General features: G+C 42.7%; 10 protein-coding genes. All 10 read left to right on the top strand.

Features of this window, described 5'->3' with window-relative positions; translation table 11 throughout:
* Nucleotides 1-187 precede the first annotated feature (187 nt).
* A complete protein-coding gene (locus tag A7P55_RS21705) occupies nucleotides 188-2,017 on the top strand; it encodes an ABC transporter ATP-binding protein (RefSeq protein ID WP_252727918.1) in 1,830 nt (609 codons plus the stop codon).
* The gene (locus tag A7P55_RS21700) at nucleotides 2,011-3,789 is read left to right on the top strand and encodes an ABC transporter ATP-binding protein (RefSeq protein WP_171553769.1); all 1,779 of its coding nucleotides are present in this window, start codon (nucleotides 2,011-2,013) and stop codon (nucleotides 3,787-3,789) included. The genes A7P55_RS21705 and A7P55_RS21700 overlap by 7 nt, the downstream gene beginning before the upstream one ends.
* Entirely contained in the window at nucleotides 3,780-4,724 is a 945-nt protein-coding gene (locus tag A7P55_RS21695; RefSeq protein ID WP_171553768.1) for an iron chelate uptake ABC transporter family permease subunit, read from the top strand. The genes A7P55_RS21700 and A7P55_RS21695 overlap by 10 nt, the downstream gene beginning before the upstream one ends.
* Nucleotides 4,721-5,671: an iron chelate uptake ABC transporter family permease subunit gene (locus A7P55_RS21690; protein ID WP_171553767.1), complete on the top strand. Its 951-nt coding sequence runs from the start codon at nucleotides 4,721-4,723 to the stop codon at nucleotides 5,669-5,671. Before A7P55_RS21695 ends, A7P55_RS21690 begins: the two co-directional genes overlap by 4 nt.
* Nucleotides 5,668-6,438 carry an ATP-binding cassette domain-containing protein gene (locus A7P55_RS21685; protein ID WP_171553766.1) on the top strand — a complete coding sequence of 257 codons (771 nt, stop codon included), beginning with the start codon at nucleotides 5,668-5,670 and terminating at the stop codon, nucleotides 6,436-6,438. Before A7P55_RS21690 ends, A7P55_RS21685 begins: the two co-directional genes overlap by 4 nt.
* A gap of 4 nt (nucleotides 6,439-6,442) precedes the next feature.
* The gene (locus tag A7P55_RS21680; RefSeq protein ID WP_171553765.1) at nucleotides 6,443-7,414 is read left to right on the top strand and encodes a siderophore ABC transporter substrate-binding protein; all 972 of its coding nucleotides are present in this window, start codon (nucleotides 6,443-6,445) and stop codon (nucleotides 7,412-7,414) included.
* Between the two features lie 149 nt (nucleotides 7,415-7,563).
* A complete protein-coding gene (locus tag A7P55_RS21675) occupies nucleotides 7,564-9,816 on the top strand; it encodes a TonB-dependent siderophore receptor (protein ID WP_171553764.1) in 2,253 nt (750 codons plus the stop codon).
* Between the two features lie 298 nt (nucleotides 9,817-10,114).
* Nucleotides 10,115-13,315, top strand: coding sequence for a type VI secretion system Vgr family protein (locus tag A7P55_RS21670; RefSeq protein WP_171553763.1), 3,201 nt, complete (start codon nucleotides 10,115-10,117; stop codon nucleotides 13,313-13,315).
* A 19-nt stretch (nucleotides 13,316-13,334) separates the two neighbouring features.
* Complete coding sequence (locus A7P55_RS21665; protein WP_171553762.1) at nucleotides 13,335-18,218, top strand: RHS repeat-associated core domain-containing protein; 4,884 nt, start codon at nucleotides 13,335-13,337, stop codon at nucleotides 18,216-18,218.
* Nucleotides 18,208-18,693 carry a DUF4265 domain-containing protein gene (locus A7P55_RS21660; RefSeq protein ID WP_171553761.1) on the top strand — a complete coding sequence of 162 codons (486 nt, stop codon included), beginning with the start codon at nucleotides 18,208-18,210 and terminating at the stop codon, nucleotides 18,691-18,693. Before A7P55_RS21665 ends, A7P55_RS21660 begins: the two co-directional genes overlap by 11 nt.
* Nucleotides 18,694-18,784: the final 91 nt, after the last annotated feature.

Here is an 18,784-nt window from a genome sequence, read left to right as displayed (position 1 = left end):
TCATCTGTATTCCATAAAATTCAATTTTTTCATGTTGCCATGACAATGTTAGAGGGTCAAATCGTTTACTTTATTTAATTAGTTTACTACAATGCAATTAAATCTATTGATATTAATTCTCATTTGTATTTGTGGGAGATTGCTGCTTGTTGGTATGAAGGATGAGTGGCAAAACTTGAATGAAAAAATGAGCAAACACAGGATTGATGCTGCTATGTGTGCAAGTCGTGTAGAACAAGTTCGGCCCCAAGATTCCAATCCTTTAAATTTCATATTGAAGCCAATACGTGGGTATTTAGTTTTAGCCTCATTGACTGCGGCACTGGGGGCGATGTTAAGTTTGGTTCCTGTGATCGGTGTTGTTTATCTGGTCAAAGCACTTTCAGTCGATATCAGCATTCTAGAGACCGGACAAATCACTGCCGATACCATCACATGGATTGTGCTGGGAATATGCTGTTTGCTGATCGGTATGTTGTTGATCACGCTCAGTGAGTTCATTGCGCACTTGGCTGACCATAAAATTACAGGTTTATTGACCCAGAAAATTACCCAACGTTTGACTCAAGTTCCGTTGGGTTGGTTTACCAGTCGAAACTCTGGCGAAGTGAAACAGCTGATGCAGGATGATATTGGTTTACTGCATAGTTTAACGGCACATTTTTTTCCAGCATTTGGTCGAGCCATCGGGACGATTTCAATCGCTGCGATTTTTCTATTCATGATGGATTGGCGTATGGCAATTTTAGCCTTATTGCCATTTGTGGGCTTTTTCTTTTTCTTAGGCAAGGCTTTACATGCCAGTGAAAGCAATATTCAGGAGTTTGCTACACAGCTCGGTCGTATTAATAGTGCTGCGATTGAGTTTATTCATGCAATTCCAATTGTAAAAACTTTTGGTCAGACGGGACAGGCCTCTGCTTCTTATCAACAAGCTGTGTATTCATTTGCTCAGGCCTTTAAATCCTTTACTCGTCCACTAATAAAGTCTATGGCACATGCGCACGCGCTCATTTCACCGATTACTATTTTGGGTGTCGTGTTGATCTGTGCTGCTTTATTTACTTATTTAGGTTGGTTACATCCGCTTGATGTACTGCCTTTTGTGCTGGTTGCGCCAGCGATTTCTGCGCCTGTGCTACTGCTGCATACCTTGTTGCACGATGTGCATGCCAGTCAGGGGGCGGCACAGAGGGTATTAGCACTATTAAAAACACCCATATTAGATGTTGTTTCACCACAGCAATCCTCGCCAATTCAGGACAGCCAGATTTGTTTTAATCAGGTGAGTTATGCCTATGATGCAAAGCATCCTGTGGTTTCTCAGCTGAATTTTTCGCTTGAGCCTAACACTGTTACCGCAATTGTTGGATCTTCTGGGGCTGGAAAGTCAACCATTGCCCAATTGTTATTACGATTTTTTGATCCAACTGAAGGGCATATCACATTGGGTGGTGTTGATCTTCGGGAAATTGCGCCATCTGTGCTGTATCAGCATATTGGCTTTGTGTTGCAGGACACACGACTGATTCATGCCAGTATTGCGGAGAATATTGCACTCGGGCGTTCGGCTGCGACTCAGGCAGAAATTGAGCAGGCTGCAAAAGCTGCAAATATACATCAACGTATTATGGCCGAAGCCAAACAATATGCTGCGATTGTGGGTGACGATATTCAGCTATCGGGTGGTGAACGGCAAAGAATCGCGATTGCCCGTGCAATTTTGTTGAATTCACCAGTACTGGTTTTAGATGAAGCAACAGCAGCAGCAGATGTCGAAAATGAAATTGCCATTCAAGAGGCACTTGCAGTTCTGGCACAAGGGCGAACGGTTTTAGTGATTGCACATCGTTTGAATACGATTATGCATGCAGATCAGATCATTGTGCTTGATCAAGGCAAGGTGATTGAACAAGGGACACATACCACACTGTTAAACAACCGAGCCTTGTATGCCCAATTATGGACGCATACAGAAAAACATGCCTCACGCTTACAGGGAGTGGAGACATGCTAAAAACTTTTTCTCGATTACTGGGCGATGACATAGCTATTTTTTATCGTTACATCGGCATCACTGTATTCTATGGCGTGATTTGTGGCGTGAGCATTCTGCTATTGGCCTCTATCTTGTCACAATTATTGCTCGGACAGTTTGATCAAATCATGCTGTGGCTGAGTGTATTGGTGATCATTGTTATTCTCTGTTGGTTGCTCCGACGGATTGTAGAGCAGATGGGCATACAGGTGGGGATTGCCGTTTTAGAGCGCGCGCGTTTGGGCCTTGGCAACCATGTCGCTGGCTTAGCGGTGGGCTGGTTTAATCCGCAAAATACGGCAAGTTTTAATCATCTGGTGACGCAGGGCATGATGTCTGTGGCGCAACTGCCTGCACACGTTTTTACCCCCTTAATTACAGGTATAGTTACGCCACTGATTATTGTCATTGCTTTATTGGTGACCCATAGCCTGCTTGGATTGATCGCACTCATTGCAATTCCTGTTATGGTCGTGGTGTTCTGGTTAAGTTCAAAAATTGCGCATCATAGCGATCAGGTTTATCAACAAAGATTTGCTGAAACAAGTCAACGGATGGTGGAGTTTGCACAGGCTCAATCGGTTTTTCGTGCCTTTAATGGAGAAGGCGATAGCCAGCGATTTTTAGACGATGCAATCAAGCAGCAACGTCGCTCAGGTCTCAAACTCATCATATTGTCATCTTGTGCAGCCGTTTTAAATATCTGGGTGATTCAAGCTATTTTCATCTTGATGTTGATGACGGTAGTATTCTGGTTGCCGTTTCAAGCCGTTGATACCACCACCGTGGCTGCATTTGCCAGTCTGGGTATTTCTTTATTATTGATTTGCCGATTTGTTGATGCCTTGCTTGAGCTTGCTGGTTACAGCGAGATTTTACGTCATGCCAAGAGCCAACTTGAGGCAATACAAGCTATTTTAAATGAACAACCCTTGCACGAATCCCATGCTGTTCAATCCTTGTGTGATCACTCGATTGAATTTAAGGATGTCTATTTCCGCTATCAAGATGATCAGCCTTATGTATTACAAGGCGTAGATATACAAGTTGCCTCTGGCGGTATGACCGCACTGATCGGGGCATCAGGTTCAGGTAAAACCAGCTTAACTAAACTGGTTGCCCGTTTCTTTGATGCAAACCGAGGGCAGGTTCTGATCGGCGGTGTCGATGTAAAGCAATTGCCTTATACGCAACTGATGGGGCAGATCAGTCAGATCTTCCAAGAAAATTATCTGTTTGCAGGCAGTATCGGAGAGAACATTCGCATGGGTAACCCGAATGCAACAGATGATCAAGTGATGCAGGTGGTTCAGCAGGCGGGAATCGCAGAAATGCTGGCCCGTTTGCCTGAGGGGCTCAACACGCTGGTTGGTGAAGCAGGTGTGCGCTTATCTGGCGGTGAAAGACAACGGATCGCAATCGCCCGTGCTTTGATTAAAGATGCGCCGATTCTTTTGGTCGACGAAGCAACAGCGGCTTTAGATGCCGAAAATCAGGCCATCATCTGTGAATTGTTGAATCAGCTACGCGGTCAAAAAACTATTTTGGTGATTGCACATCAGTTGGCCACGGTCGCTGCCGCAGATCAGATTATTGTGTTGGATCAGGGGCAGGTCGTTGAGCAGGGAACCCCTCAACAATTACGTTTGACGCATGGGCATTATTCACGTTATTTGCAGCAGAGCCAGATGATTAAAGGGTGGCAGATTGGACAAGCCCCTCAAGTTGCGGGACAACAGCAATGCCCTTGATTTTGGTAATCAGCTTTTGTCTGCTGTGTATCCTTTCACTGTTGATTGGTGCTCAGCAGCTAGAGTGGTCTGCATTGTTTAGCCAGTCCAGTGATGCTTGGCTGACCTTGAAGGCGAGTCGAATCCCTCGCTTGCTTGCCATTATTTTGACTGGGGTTGGTCTATCGATCTGCGGTGTAATTTTGCAGCATCTTGTGCGAAATCGCTTTGTTGAACCTGGTACAACTGGAGGGTTAGATGCAGCAAAGCTTGGCATTCTGATCTCCTTAACACTAATTCCGACAGCAACGGTCATTATGAAAATGATTTTTGCAATGTTGTTTTGCTTGTTGGCCAGTGTGCTTTTTATTGCAATCATCCGTGGTATTCGATTTCGAAACACCGTATTGATTCCAGTTATTGGCTTGATCTATGGCAGTGTTCTGAGTGCATTGGCTGAATTCTATGCCTATCAAAATAACATTCTACAAAGTATGCAAGCTTGGCTACTCGGTGATTTTTCCCGTGTAGTACAAGGCCATTATGAAATCATTTTCATTATTTTTCCGGTGGTCGTATTGACCTATGTCTTTGCACATCGTTTGACAGTGCTTGGTATGGGTGAGGACATGGCAACGAGTCTTGGTCTTGGCTATGCAAGCACGGTGACCATCGGTTTGTTTTTGGTGGCAATTACCATTTCAGTTACGGTCATTACCGTCGGTGCCATTCCTTTTGTTGGCTTGGTGATTCCAAATTTGGTGGCATTAAAATATGGAGAGAATCTCGCCAAAACATTGCCGATCGTGGCACTGAGTGGCGCTTGCTTACTGCTCTTTTGCGACATTATTGGACGCAGCATGCTCTATCCCTTTGAAGTCCCGATTGGGCTGACCGCTGGTGGTGTCGGTGGTCTGGTCTTTCTCATGCTGATTTTGAAAGGGCTTCGCACATGAACAACAATAAAAAGTTGAGTTTGATTATTGTCGTGGCGACTGGGTTGGCGATTGCATTTGTGTTTATGGATTCAGGCTTTGATTTTGACCATGTTATTCCTAAACGTCTGTTGCGGCTGGCTACGATCATATTAGGCGGCATCTGCGTGGCATTTTCCTCGATTATATTTCAGACCCTAGTCGGCAACCGTATTTTAACGCCCTCCATTATGGGCTATGAAGCGGTTTACTTGCTGTGGCAGGTCATGCTGCTGTTTCTGATGGGAACGCAAACATTGTCTTGGTTTGGAGTAGAGGGGCATTTTTTTGTCTCGATCTTGGTCATGCTGCTTTATTCATGGCTGATACATCGGTGTTTACTGACACATGAGCAGATGGATGTGTTTCAACTGTTGCTGATTGGTTTGGTATTGACCATGGTGATAGGCACTGCAACACAGTTTGTTCAGCTCAAAATCAGCCCTGGGGAATTCTCTGTTTTTCAGGCTTTGAGTTATGCCTCATTCAATCGTGTACAGCCTATAACACTGATTTATGCCACCCTGATTGTATTGGCGATCTTTTTGTTATTACGCAAGAGGTTAGCCACTTTAGATGTCTTGGTTTTAGGGCGTGAACAAGCGATTTCTTTAGGGATTGATCATCATCGAGCCATGCAATTTTATCTGGCATTGATTGCGTTGTTGGTTGCAATTTCGACCAGTTTAATTGGCCCTACCGCATTTATGGGCGTATTTATTGCCAACACAGCCTATGCGCTTGTAGGCGCGTTAAAGCATAAATTTAGCTTGGCGGTGGGATGCGTCATCGCAATTAGCATCTTTCTTGTTGCTCAGATCTTGGTTGAGCATGTTTTTAATTACAAAACCACGGTCAGTATTTTGGTCAATCTGGTCTGCGGTATTTATTTCCTAACACTGATGCTTCGTGCCAGAGATTTGACATGATTAAAATTCACAACCTGCATAAATCGTATGGCAAAAAGCCTGTCATAAGGAATTTCAGTCTTGAATTTCCAGCACAACAAATCACCTCGCTGATCGGTCCGAATGGTGCAGGTAAATCAACCTTACTGATGATGATGGCTCGGTTATCTAGACCTGATCAGGGTGAGATCCTGTTTAAGCAGAAAAATATTACTGAGATCAAGATTGCAGAATATGCCAAGCACGTTGCCACGCTGCGCCAATCACCTGATTTTAAGCTACGAATGACGGTTGAAGAATTAGTGGCATATGGCCGATTTCCATATAGCCACGGCAAGCTGACAACAACAGATCAAGATCAGATTGATGAGGCGCTTCAATTTTTAAACTTGGAAACACTACGCAGAGCTTATCTGGATGAATTGAGTGGTGGGCAGCGACAGATGGCTTTTTTAGCCATGACCATCGCACAGCAAACCGATGTACTGCTCTTGGATGAACCTTTAAACAATTTAGATATGAAGCATGCGGTTCAGATCATGCAAGCCTTGCGACGTTTGTGTGACGAGCAAGGGCGTACGATTATTTTAGTGATACATGACATCAATTTTGCAGCCAATTATTCAGATCATATTGTCGCATTAAAGCACGGCAATCTTCGTTTTAGCGGTCCAACTCAACAAGTGATGACAGAACAGCGCTTAAGTGATCTGTATGAACTTGATTTTGAAATTAGCAACAGCACACGCGGCTATATGTGCAATTACTTCAACTCAGCTGGAGTTTGAAAATATGAAAAGAAATATCAAATTATGGGGGCTGGCAGGTGCAGTGAGTGCTGCAATTTTACTGTCAGCATGTCATCCACCACCGACGGCATCGACGCAGACTGAACAAAAACGGGAAGTCCCGCTTAATGTCAAACACCAATTAGGTACAACGCTGATTGAGTATTATCCGCAGCGTGTTGCGGTGCTGGATATGAACGAAGCCGATTTTCTCGATCAACTTGCTGTTCCGATCGCAGGCATGCCTAAAGATTTTATCCCGCACTTCCTGCAAAAGTATCGGGATCAACACAATGTGCAAGACTTAGGGTCAATTGTACAGCCCAATATGGAGCGGATTTATACGCTTAAACCCGACCTTATACTGATGACGCCATTGCAAGCAGATAAGTATATAGAACTGAGTGAAATTGCGCCGACACTGCACTATGACATTAATTTTAATAATAGCCAGCAACATCATATTGAAATGATTAAAGCTCATTTACAGACGTTGGGGCAGATTTTTAATAAACAGAAATTGGCGGCTGAAAAAGTCGCTGAGTTAGAGGCTAAAGTTGCGCAGGTACGCACAATAATCGCAGATCGACCTGAAAAAGCCTTGGTGGTTTTACATAACAATGGGGCATTTAGTCATTTTGGAGTGCAGTCACGTTATGGCTTTGTCTTTAATGCTTTGGGGGTAAAACCTGCCAGTACTGCGGCTGATACCAGTTTACATGGACAGCCGATTTCCAGCGAGTTTATTAAACAGGCCGATCCCGACATTCTATTTATTGTAGATCGAACTGCGGTGATGGAACACCGAGCCACGATCAATGCAGACAATGTCAGTAACCCCTTATTACGTCAAACCAAAGCATGGAAAACGGGAAAAGTCATTTTTGTAGATGCCGATGCTTGGTACACCACGGCTGCGAGTCCAACCGCGATGCATATCTTGATCGATGATGTGATCAAAGGATATCAACCATGAGGCAATAATTTAACGCATCCCATTGCGAGGCTTGCTTCAGTCTAAAGCCTAAACCACCGATTGAAATCTTCTTGATGAACATACTTTTTAATCAAAAAAAGTGTGTGGTCTAAAGTCATGCTCAAAAAAAGCCAAAGGAGCTTAAAACCATGAAAAATTCAATGCCTTACCCAAGTATCCGTATATCTAAACAACGTAGAAATGATCATCCCCAATTTAAATTAAAACATTTGGTTGTCAGTCAAATCATGCTGGGTTTGGGACTTTTTCCATTGAACTCACTGCATGCTGAGGATTTAGAAAAAATAGCACAGACAGATCAAAACATCGCGACCTTAGCCACCATTCAGGTTCAGGCCGATAAAGAAAACCAGAACGATTTAGGCGGGCAAATTGCATCGCAAGGCCAGATTGGTTTTTTAGGCGATAAAAGCTTGCGGGACACTCCGTTTAGTGTCATCAGCTATACCGAGAAATATATTGCTGATCGGCAAGCACGGGATATTACTGATGTGATTGTTGCGACTGATCCCTCTGTCTATTCAACGGGTGCTTTTGGGGTCATCGCGGAAAGCTACACCATCCGAGGTTTTAACTCCAGCAGTACGCCCGCAGGTAAAGATACTGCTTTTGGAGGTCTATATGGTATTGCTCCACTTTACCGTGCATCGCCAGAAATGTTTGAACGGATTGATGTATTAAAAGGACCTTCGGCGATGTTAAATGGTATGCCACCTGGCGGGACATTGGGGGGCAATGTCAATCTTGTGCCTAAGCGGGCAACGGATACACCAATCAATCGATTGACCACAAGCTATATGTCTAATGCTCAATTTGGTGGGCATCTGGATATCGGTAGGCGCTTTGGCCAAGATCAGGCCTTTGGTGTTCGATTCAATGGTGTTTATCGGGATGGTGAAGGTGCAATAGATGATCAAGATAAAAAGACGCAATTAATGTCTTTGGGACTGGATTGGCGAGGTGAGCAAGCGCGAATTTCAGCAGATCTATATACCAGTCAAGATCAGAATGACGGTATCAATCGTGGGGTCACACTGAAAACTGGGGTGAAGGTTCCCAAGCCACCCAATCCTAAAACCTTATTAAATCCAACCTGGACTTTTTTTGACACCAAAGATAAGGGAATCATGTTACGAGGGGAATATGATTTCAACCCTGAATGGATGGGATATGCCGCCGCAGGCATGAGTAAGACCGAATACAGTACTTTAGGTGCAGCAAAAGGTGAAATCCAGAATGAAGCCGGAGATATCCTGTTTAATATTGCGCACTTAGGTTTTGAATACGAACGCAAGTCAGCAGAAGTGGGGCTACGTGGGAAGTTCAATACAGGTAATATTGGGCATGCTCTATCCCTCAATGCAACACACTATCGAGAGCTTGATGATGAGTTCGGGATTCGTCAAGGCTTTAAAACCGACCGCTTAACCAATATCTATCACCCCAATTGGGGTGTAAAGCCAGATCGAGCTGCCATTACTCCGATCTTTAGCAACAAAGAACGTTTAACCAGTTATGGTCTAGCCGATACCCTATCTTTTGCCCAAGACCAGCTCCAGCTGACTTTAGGTATACGTCATCAAAATATCGTTACGGAAAGTTTGAACGCAAATGGCATACGGAACCTAAATGGTCTATATGATAAAAGTGCATGGACACCCGCTGCAGCGATATTGATCAAAGCCAATCCTCATCTTTCTTTTTACGCCAACTATATTGAAGGTCTAAGTTCAGGTGGTGTTGCATCTTCAAATTTTGAAAATTATGGTGAAATTTTTTCACCCTATAAAACCAAACAAAAAGAAGTCGGACTTAAATTTGATGTCGAAAGCTTTAGCAGTAGCTTGAGTGTGTATGAAATTACAACACCGAGTGGTTATTCGACTCCAAATCAGGACAGCAGTAAAAAGCCGATTTACTCTATTGATGGTGAGCAGAGAAATCGTGGGATTGAATGGGGATTTTGGGGAGCACCTTTACAAGGGCTACGTGTGATGGGGGGCGTAACTTATATCCAGCCTAAACTGACCAAAACACAAAAACCAGATGAGCTTGGTAATATGGCAACAGGTGTACCTAGGCTACAAGCAAAATTAGGTTTAGAAGGGGATATTGACTATGTACCAGGTCTGACTTTAACCGCAAATGCAACTGCTGCCTCTAAACAATATATCAATCGTATCAATACGATTTCAGTTCCTGGCCGAGAGGTGTATAGCATTGGGGCACGGTATTCAACTCAGATTGCTCAGTTTCCTGTGACATTTCGTGGAAGTGTAGAAAACCTGACCAATCAGGCCTATTGGTCGATGCCTCAATTTACCAGTTTAATGCTAGGCGCACCTCGCACCTACTTATTCTCGGCATCTTTTGACTTTTAGTTATTGAAAGCTCAAAGACAACATAATTGAGCGATGTATATATTGTCGGTTGATACTGATTTTCATTGAGTTCGACTTAATCAGCTGTTTAACTTGTTTTAGAGAGCTGATTAATTATTTAAAACAATGAATCAATCAAATTCTGATTCTGACTATTCATATTGCAAGGTTTGAAGTTTTAAAATAAAACAAACAAAAAAGTGACGCAAATTGTCATAAATAGACGGTTCTGTATGGACATTAAAACGATATTTTGAGTAAAATGCGCTAAATTTAAGTAGATAATCTATAAAAAAAGATGGCGAATAATATCTTTCAAGCTTTAGAAAGCTTGGGCCTGACAGCACAAAAACGTGCGATTCACGCCCAATTTTCCAACACATCTTTAAATAATCAAGTTTTCTTACAACGTATTGATGGTCTGCATCAGCTCAATCATGGCATTGATCTACAATTACTCTGTCTTTCAACCAATGCGGTTATTCCTTTAAAAAGTTTTATTGGCAGTCAGGTGGCCATTGATATCGTGACCGATAAAGCGGAACTGACACGTATCTCAGGTATTATTACCCAAGCTGATATTGGGGCCAGTGATGGTTCGCTGACCATTTATCGTTTAGGTGTACAAGACCCGACCGCCTTGTGGAAGCATCGTCGTAACAGCCGTGTTTTTATGGCGAAATCTGTCGTGGATGTTGTGCAGACCATTTTTTCTGAATGGCAGCAACGCAGTCCCTTATTTGCTTCCAGCCTGACTCTCGATAAAAGCGGACTCACTAAGGACTACGATGTCAGGCCGTTCATCATGCAACATAATGAACGAGATTTTGACTTTATTCAAAGGCTTTTGGCTTCGGAAGGCATTAGTACTTTAATTGATGAAGCACAGCTGAAAGTATCTAGTTCAAGTGAACAGATTCAGCCGCAGAAACTCAGACTCATTGATGACAATAATCAATATAAGGCCCTAGAGCGCCGTAATATTCGTTTTCATCGTAGTAGTGCGACTGAAATACAAGATAGCATCACGGCATTTGTGGCACAGCGTTCCCTGCAACCAAGTGCGGTACATGTACAGCGTTGGCAAGCGGATGCCTTAGAACAAGAAGAAGGGGCAGGCAGTGTTCAGATTAAACATTATCAGAGTGATCAACACGATAATCAGCAGCTTGCTTTAGAACAAGCATGGCATTTTTCACCTGCTTGGATTCAGGATTTAAAGGGGGAGGATGGCAGCACTAAATCGGGCAATGCTCAAATTGAAAAACTGAATCAGAACCTGAGCCAGTTTTATGATTCACAGGCCAAGCAGTTTGTTGCGACATCAACCGTTCGCGATACCCCAGTGGGCTATTGGTTTGAGCTCAATGAACATCCTGAAATTGATCAGCATCAGGGTGCAGATAAAGAGTTTCTGATCAGTTCAAAAACGTTCTATAACCAAAATAACCTGCCTAAAGATTTAACGGATCAAGTCGCAGCTTTGCTTCAACAAAGCAATTGGCAAAGCAGCCCTTTTCAGCATGCGGTTTCGGATGAACGCCAAGCCAATCAATTGATATTACAACGACGCAATATTGGTCTGGTTCCTGAGTATAACCCGTTACAACATCGGCCTGCGACCCATCCACAACGTGCCAAAGTGGTGGGGCCAAGCGGTGACGAAATTTATGTGGATGAATGGGGACGGATTAAAGTTCGCTTCCTGTTTACCCGAGCAGATGACCACAGTCATGATAGCGGCGCTGGTGCCAATGACAACGATACTGACTCTGCATGGGTCGATGTATTAACGCCGTGGGCTGGTGAAGGCTACGGCGCACGATTCTTGCCTAGGATTGGTGAAATCGTAGTGATTGATTTCTTTGATGGCGATATTGATCGGCCCTTTGTGGTTGGGCGGATTCATGAAGCACAGCGTAGCCCGACTAAGTTTGACCATGCCGGTAAACTACCTGATACCAAAAAACTGGCAGGGATCAAATCCAAAGAGTATCAAGGTGAAGGGTTTAACCAGTTGCGTTTTGATGACACCACAGGACAAATCAGTGCGCAACTGCAAAGCAGCCATGCCGCCACTCAACTGAATCTGGGTAAACTCAGCCATCCAAAAGATAAGGCTGAAAGTGAAGATCGGGGTGAGGGTTTTGAGCTACGGACCGATCAATGGGGGGCAGTGCGTGCAGGCAATGGTTTACTGCTCAGTACCCAAAAGCAGGATCAGGCGCAAGGAGAGCATCTCGATGCCGAACCCGCCAAGCAACAGCTAGAAGGCAACCAGAACAATGCCAAGGCTTTAAGTGAAGTCGCCAAAAATCAGCAAACCGATGAAATTGAGTCTTTAGAACAGTTAAAAGAGTTTGCAGAACAGATTGAAGCAAAGATTGCCAAATTTAATAAAGCATTGTTGTTGCTTCATTCGCCAGCAGGCATTGGCCTAAGCAGCAATGAAGATATTCATGTGTCTGCAGATGGGCAAATCAATCAGATTGCAGGCGATAGTATTAACCTGAGTACGCAGAAGAATCTGATTGGCCATGCTCAAAATCGAATTAGCCTGTTTGCAGCACAGAATGGGATTAAGCAGGTGGCTGCCAAAGGCAAGTTTGAGGTTCAGGCTCAGTCAGATGGACTAGATTTGCTCGCCAAACAAGGCATTCAGATCATTTCCACTGAAAGTCAGATTCAGATTAGCAGTCCGAAAGAAATTGTGATTACCGCAGGCGGTTCTCAAATCAAGCTGAATGGCTCAGGTATTTTTCCTGTGACGGGTGGCAAGTTTGAGGTGAAGGCGGGGCAGCATTTGTTTATGAGCGGCTCAAGCGTCAGCGCTCAATCCAGTTTGCCACCACCACCAAAACGCGGGCAAGGGGTACTGGAATTGCTGCACGATTACAAACATGGTGAGTTTGTGAAACAGGGCGGCTATCAGGTTATTGATTCACTGGGGCAGCAGTTTTCTGGTCAGTTGGATGATAAAGGCTTTGTACGGGTTTCTGGACTGGCAACGGGTGCTGCAAAAGTTGTATTTGAAGATGATAAACGTGATCCGTGGGCGGAATCCAGTGACTTTAAACGCCCGCCAATGTGGCCAAATGAAAATGACCCTGATGCACAAACCTTATTCGGCAAAGCAGAAACAGGTCTAAAAAATGCGGTTAGCAGCGCCAAGAATGCTTTAGGTCAATCCTTTACTAGTCCTTCTTCAGTGTTAAAAACACTTGAGACTGCAAAGCAGTTGAAGGAGGGTGGAGCAAAGGCTTTATTGCCAATGCTACAGCAGGGGGTTCAGTCGAACCTGACGGAACAAGCAAATAAGCTATTGGCTGATCAGGTCAAGGACAACCCATTGGCGCAAAAAGTGATGAAAAATATGGGCAGTCCTTTGGACAGTCTAGCCCAGTTAAAAAATCCATTGCGTGCGCAACAGAACCTAATGGCAAGCGATAAAAAGACCAAAGATCCGTTCGATCTAACGCGTTTTGATTTTAAAAATTAAGCTTTGAGAATGATGAAAGATGGCGACACCACCTAAGAAGACCAACAATCAGCAAAATAAACAGAGTGTAAGAACCAATACTGGACAAGTTGCGGTTGTGCCTTTAAACAAAATGTATGCTGCTGATGTCAAAGCAGGTATGAATAAAATCAATTCATGGTTGAAGAAGAACACCAAGGACTATGTCGACTTAAATACCATTAAAAGTGTAGCAGGCTCGCTTCCAGTGATTGGTAATGCGATTGCTTTGGTGGATGCCGTTTATGATGTTATCGATATCAGTAAAAAACCAAACCCGGGTTTTGGGGATTGGCTGAATCTTGGTTTAGATGTGATTGGTATTATTCCTGTACCGCCAACCATGGCAACAATGCGCATGAGCTTGAGACCGACTTTGAATCTGGTTCGTCAAAAAGCAGGTGGGGTCATTTCCGATACCATTTTGGTGATTTTAAGTGATCACTTAAATGAACGTATTGCAGGTGAACTCGATCAGTTTGCGGCAAAAGCTCAACCGCTTGTCAAAGATATGATGCAGCACTGTGGAACAAAAATCACCAGCATCAGTAATGATTTTGCCAACGGCATACAAAAAATATTAAATGGTCACGTCTTTAGTTCAGCAGGTAATGTCAAACAAGCACAGAAACAACTTAATAAAGTCAATCTAGATAATTTACAGCGTAATCCGAAAGCTACTTTCAACAATGCTGTAGATGGTTTAACGAACTTATGGAAAGCGAGCGTTAAGGAAAATATTAACACGGTTGCCAAAGGTGTTTCATCGGTTGTGCCAGCAAGTGCGAAACAGCCGATTCAACTGGTTATTACAGGGATTCGTGGTTTTGGTAAAAAAGCGCCGCAGTTCTTGATGACTTTAGCCGATCCAGGCAAAGCAATGAGTATTGCTTGGTTATTGAATGTCTTATTAAAAGCTGTACAAAAATTCAAATTAAAGAAAAAAGCCACAGCCAATATTACTCAGAAACAGGTCGCTAAAAAAGAGAAGAGTCGACCGAGTGGGGAACTGGAAAAAACTAATCACCAAGCCAAAGCTAAAAACAATCCAAATGAAGTGTCATGTCCACTGAATTTAGGTGGTGGAAAGACCAAAACAGGTACTAAAAAACATATTACTTATGCATTGGGAACTGAGTTTTTAACTCATCAGGATGCGTATGTGTCTGCGATTGAAAGTTTTATTTTAAATCGAACCTATGCATCGAACTTGTATCAATTAGATCAAGCAGAGTTCGGGGCAAGATGGTTGACCTCTTTTACCACCCGAATTGTGCCGCAAAGTGAATATATTGAGGAAACGGAACAACAGGCCGCATATATCAAACCGTTGGCAGGGCTGGAATATATTGGTCCAGACGCACGCCCTGTCAAATTACCTCAATTAAAAGTGGGCGAAAGCTTTCACAATCAAACAGAAGATTTTTACTATAGCGTGATCTCTGAACATATTCAGATGATTTCCTATCAAAAAGAAGAAAAGCATATTTTTGAAAAATATCAAGATTATTATCGCTTATCTGCGATTGAATATAAAAATGGGGTGACCTTAGCGGTTCGTTATGACCATCAATCGGGTGATCATTCATTTATTTCGGATGTATTGATTAAAGAGAAGCAGAAATTATTGGCGCATGTTGCTTTCCAAGTCGATGCACAAGGCCGTATTGACGATGCATGGTTGGTGGAAAATGGGCAATTGCTTCGTCCGCTTGCGAGTTATAACTATAACCATAAAGGCGACTTAATCGAGGCCATTACTGAAAATGGCGCAAGCTATCATTATCAATATGAGCATCATTTATTAAGCCGTTATACCGATCTGACTGGTCGTGGTATTAATCTGGAATATGACGGGATTGAGCCCACATCGAAGGCCTTTCACGAATGGGCTGATGATGGCAGCTCTGAGAGCAGGCTGGCATGGGATGAAAATATCCGTTTAACCTATGTAACGGATGCCTATGGGGCAGAAACTTGGTATTACTATGATATTGATGGCTATACCTATCGCATCATTTATCCTGATGGATTGGAAGAATGGTTCTTCCGTGATGATTTTGCCCGTGTTACCAAGCATGTTGATCGTGACGCCGCGGTAACCATTTATGAATATGATGAAAGTGGCAATATTGTCAGTGTTACCCAACCTGACGGTTCAAATTTATATTATGCCTATGATGACAAACGTCAATTAACAGGTATGGTCGATGCTGAACAAGGGCGTTGGTTTAAGGAGTATGATGCTCAGGGCAATATCAGTAAGGAAATCGATCCGCTAAAACGTGTAACAGAATACAGTTACAATGGTCTAGGTTTACTCACTTCGATTAAAGATGCCAAAGGGGGTTCCAAGCAGTTAAAGTATGATGATCAGGGTAATCTGATCAGTTATACCGACTGTTCGGGCAAAACCACCACATGGCAGTATGATGAACGTGGGCGAGTAAAATCAGTTGAAAATGCCTTAAAACAAAAGGTTGAATACTTCTATAGTGATCTAAGCACAGAACAACGTGAACCGATCATTCAAGGTTTGCCACTGAATGCTTTTGGTCAGCTTGAAAAAATCAAACATGCCGATGCCACGGAAGAACATTTTGTCCATGATGCTGAAGGGCGTTTATTGGCGCATGTCGATGCCAAAGGACAACTCACGCAATATCAATATGACGCGGCAGGACTGATTTCATCTCGTACGGATGCCTTGAAGCATACGTTGAAATATCAATGGGACAAGCTGAATCGTCTGAAACGTTTGACCAATGAAAATGGGGCAAGCTACGAATTTTTCTATGATGTTGCCAGTCGCCTGATTAAAGAAATTGATTTTGATGGTAAAGAAACCCTGTACAAATATGATGAAACAGATGGTAATTTGTCCAGCAGTATTGAGGTGGCCTCTGCATTTGGGCAGGACTTAAAAGATCGGGCTGCACCGAAAGATCGTATTCAACAATTCCTATTTGACAGCATGGGACGACTGGAACAGCGTCAGGCAGGCTATGGCTATACCGAGCAGGAATTAGAACAAAAACAGGTTGAAGAATTTGCCTTTAACAATAATGGCCAATTGATTCAGGCTAAAAATAATGAGAGCAATCTCCAGTGGTATTACGATGTCGTCGGTAATCTGGTGAGAGAGCATCATCAAGATCATCAAACGCATAAAACTGCGGTGTGGAAACACAGTTATGATGAAATTAATGATCGAATTAAAACCACACGTCCAGACGGGCAGCAGGTCGACTGGTTAACCTATGGCAGTGGGCATGTTCATGGTTTGCTCCTGAATGGTGAAGATACTGTCAGTTTTGAACGAGACGATTTACATCGTGAGATTGTTCGCCACTATGCCAACGGGATTAGCCAAGAGCAGCATTATGATGAGCTGGGGCGTCTGACTCAGCAGCGCGTGCTGAATGGGCATGAATTTGCATATACCTCGCCGCAGCAGGCAATACAGAACAATGCCATTCAAGAAACTGAACAGTTGATTCAGCGTTTATATCAGTACGATAAAACGGGGCAATTGCTCAATATTGCAGATACTCGCCGTGGCAATATTCAGTATAAATACGATCCGGTCGGTCGTTTACTTGAAGCCAATAGTAAGTTGGGCAAAGAAACCTTTAGTTTTGACCCTGCAAGTAACATTATTGACCGAAATCTTCATCAAGAACCGAATGCAGCCGCAACAGAAAGTCATGCTTATGGTTATAACCGTTTGGTGAATAATGTTGTTAAAGCATATTTAGATCAGCAATATCAGTACGATGCTTATGGTCAATTGGTGCGCCAAAAGTCATCTAAAGGGGACTTGTACCTTGAGTGGGATGCTTGTGGGCGGTTAATCAAGAGTCGTAATACAGAATACACTGCGGAGTATCGTTATGATGCTTTAGGACGACGTATTCAAAAGCGCAGTAAACACCATCATACAGGTGAAGAGCAGAATGTGATTTATGGCTGGGATGGCAATACTTTGGCCTTTGAATCCAATGATCAGATCACCAAGCATTATGTGTATGAGAAGGATAGTTTTGTCCCTCTATTGCAAGCAATCTATCGTGAACCGATTGAGCTTGTACAAACACCTGATTGGACAGATCAGCCTTATCATATTGCCAAAGATCCTTTATGGCGTAAGACTGCTCCAGCAAAATCTTTAGATGATATTTGTTTCTATCATTGCGATCATTTAGGTACGCCTCAGGAGATGAGTGATGCTCAAGGTCAAATGGTCTGGAAAGCTGAATATAAGGCGTGGGGTGAGCGCGTATCAGCAAAGTCCGCATCTAACTTTTTTGAAAATTCAGAAATCGTCACCAATAATATCCGCTTCCAAGGGCAGTATTTTGATGAAGAAACAGGTTTACATTACAATCGTTATCGATATTATTCGCCTTATGTAGGACGTTTTATCTCTAAAGATCCGATTGGGTTATTGGGCGGTAATAACGTTTATGCTTACGCGCCAAATCCTGTAAGTTGGATTGATCCATTAGGTTTGGTGAAGAAAAAACCATCTAAATATGCTTTGAAAGATAGTCATAATGCCACTGCTCAAGAAGTAGCAGATAGTAAAATTGGCGGAGGTTCTCGAAGTGGGCAACCTAAAGTCCGACAAAAGTTGTTAGATGAAGATAATTCTAACAATAATGGTGTTTATACTTGTTGGCGTTGTGGTCAAACTTCAACTAACCCAGATGATATGCATTTAGGTCATACGAAAGTTCCAACATCTAAGGGAGGAAATTTAAGTGATGGAAATACAGCGCTAGAAGGCGCAGCGTGTAATTTAAGTGCTGGAAATAGTGGTTATGTAAAAGAAGGTATGTCTTGTAAAGAGAGAGGTAGTTGTGGAGCACCATATGGAAGATGATTTTAAAACTTTAAATATTTATGCAGGAAAAACTAGCTCTGGTAATACTAAAGCAGAGGAAGTTCTTGTAGAAGATATAGATGTAAACACTTATAAGCTACTATCTGCCCCAGGCTTAGCTCTAAATTTAGCAAAAGGTGATATTTTTAAATTTTTTAATAGCGAAGAACCCGTAAAGGTTATACATCGAGGTGGGAATTTTAATATACATATTTATGAGGCGAATTTAACTCTTGAGGATTATGAAGATTTTAAGAATGAACTTTTAGACTATTTAGAAGGAACTATAGATGGTTTGAGTGGGAATAATATGGCTATTACTGTTTCCTCAACTCAAGGTATCCAAAGAGTAAATAGTTTTTTTATAAACTTCAGTGAAATATCAGGTAATAACTGGGCTTTTACTAATATTTATAAGAATTATGAAGATTTTGATGATGAAACATTACTGGATTGGTGGGATAAAAAGTGTTAGTTATAAATTTTTAATCAGTGAATTTTTGAATAATTAGGTTTTTGTAATTTAATGGTAAGTGATGAGCAGCTGTAACTTAAGTTTTATAAAC

The organism is Acinetobacter sp. Ac_5812, from assembly GCF_013072695.1.
Taxonomy (GTDB): domain Bacteria; phylum Pseudomonadota; class Gammaproteobacteria; order Pseudomonadales; family Moraxellaceae; genus Acinetobacter.
Note: the sequence above shows the minus strand (reverse complement) of the source record. Positions and strands in the feature narration are given on the sequence as shown.

Bases quoted from the DNA above. Each gene is read 5' to 3' on its own strand.
- A7P55_RS21705 (WP_252727918.1), top strand. From the start codon at position 188: ATGAGCAAACACAGGATTGATGCTGCTATGTGTGCAAGTCGTGTAGAA.
- A7P55_RS21700 (WP_171553769.1), top strand. From the start codon at position 2,011: ATGCTAAAAACTTTTTCTCGATTACTGGGCGATGACATAGCTATTTTT.
- A7P55_RS21695 (WP_171553768.1), top strand. From the start codon at position 3,780: ATGCCCTTGATTTTGGTAATCAGCTTTTGTCTGCTGTGTATCCTTTCA.
- A7P55_RS21690 (WP_171553767.1), top strand. From the start codon at position 4,721: ATGAACAACAATAAAAAGTTGAGTTTGATTATTGTCGTGGCGACTGGG.
- A7P55_RS21685 (WP_171553766.1), top strand. From the start codon at position 5,668: ATGATTAAAATTCACAACCTGCATAAATCGTATGGCAAAAAGCCTGTC.
- A7P55_RS21680 (WP_171553765.1), top strand. From the start codon at position 6,443: ATGAAAAGAAATATCAAATTATGGGGGCTGGCAGGTGCAGTGAGTGCT.
- A7P55_RS21675 (WP_171553764.1), top strand. From the start codon at position 7,564: ATGAAAAATTCAATGCCTTACCCAAGTATCCGTATATCTAAACAACGT.
- A7P55_RS21670 (WP_171553763.1), top strand. From the start codon at position 10,115: ATGGCGAATAATATCTTTCAAGCTTTAGAAAGCTTGGGCCTGACAGCA.
- A7P55_RS21665 (WP_171553762.1), top strand. From the start codon at position 13,335: ATGGCGACACCACCTAAGAAGACCAACAATCAGCAAAATAAACAGAGT.
- A7P55_RS21660 (WP_171553761.1), top strand. From the start codon at position 18,208: ATGGAAGATGATTTTAAAACTTTAAATATTTATGCAGGAAAAACTAGC.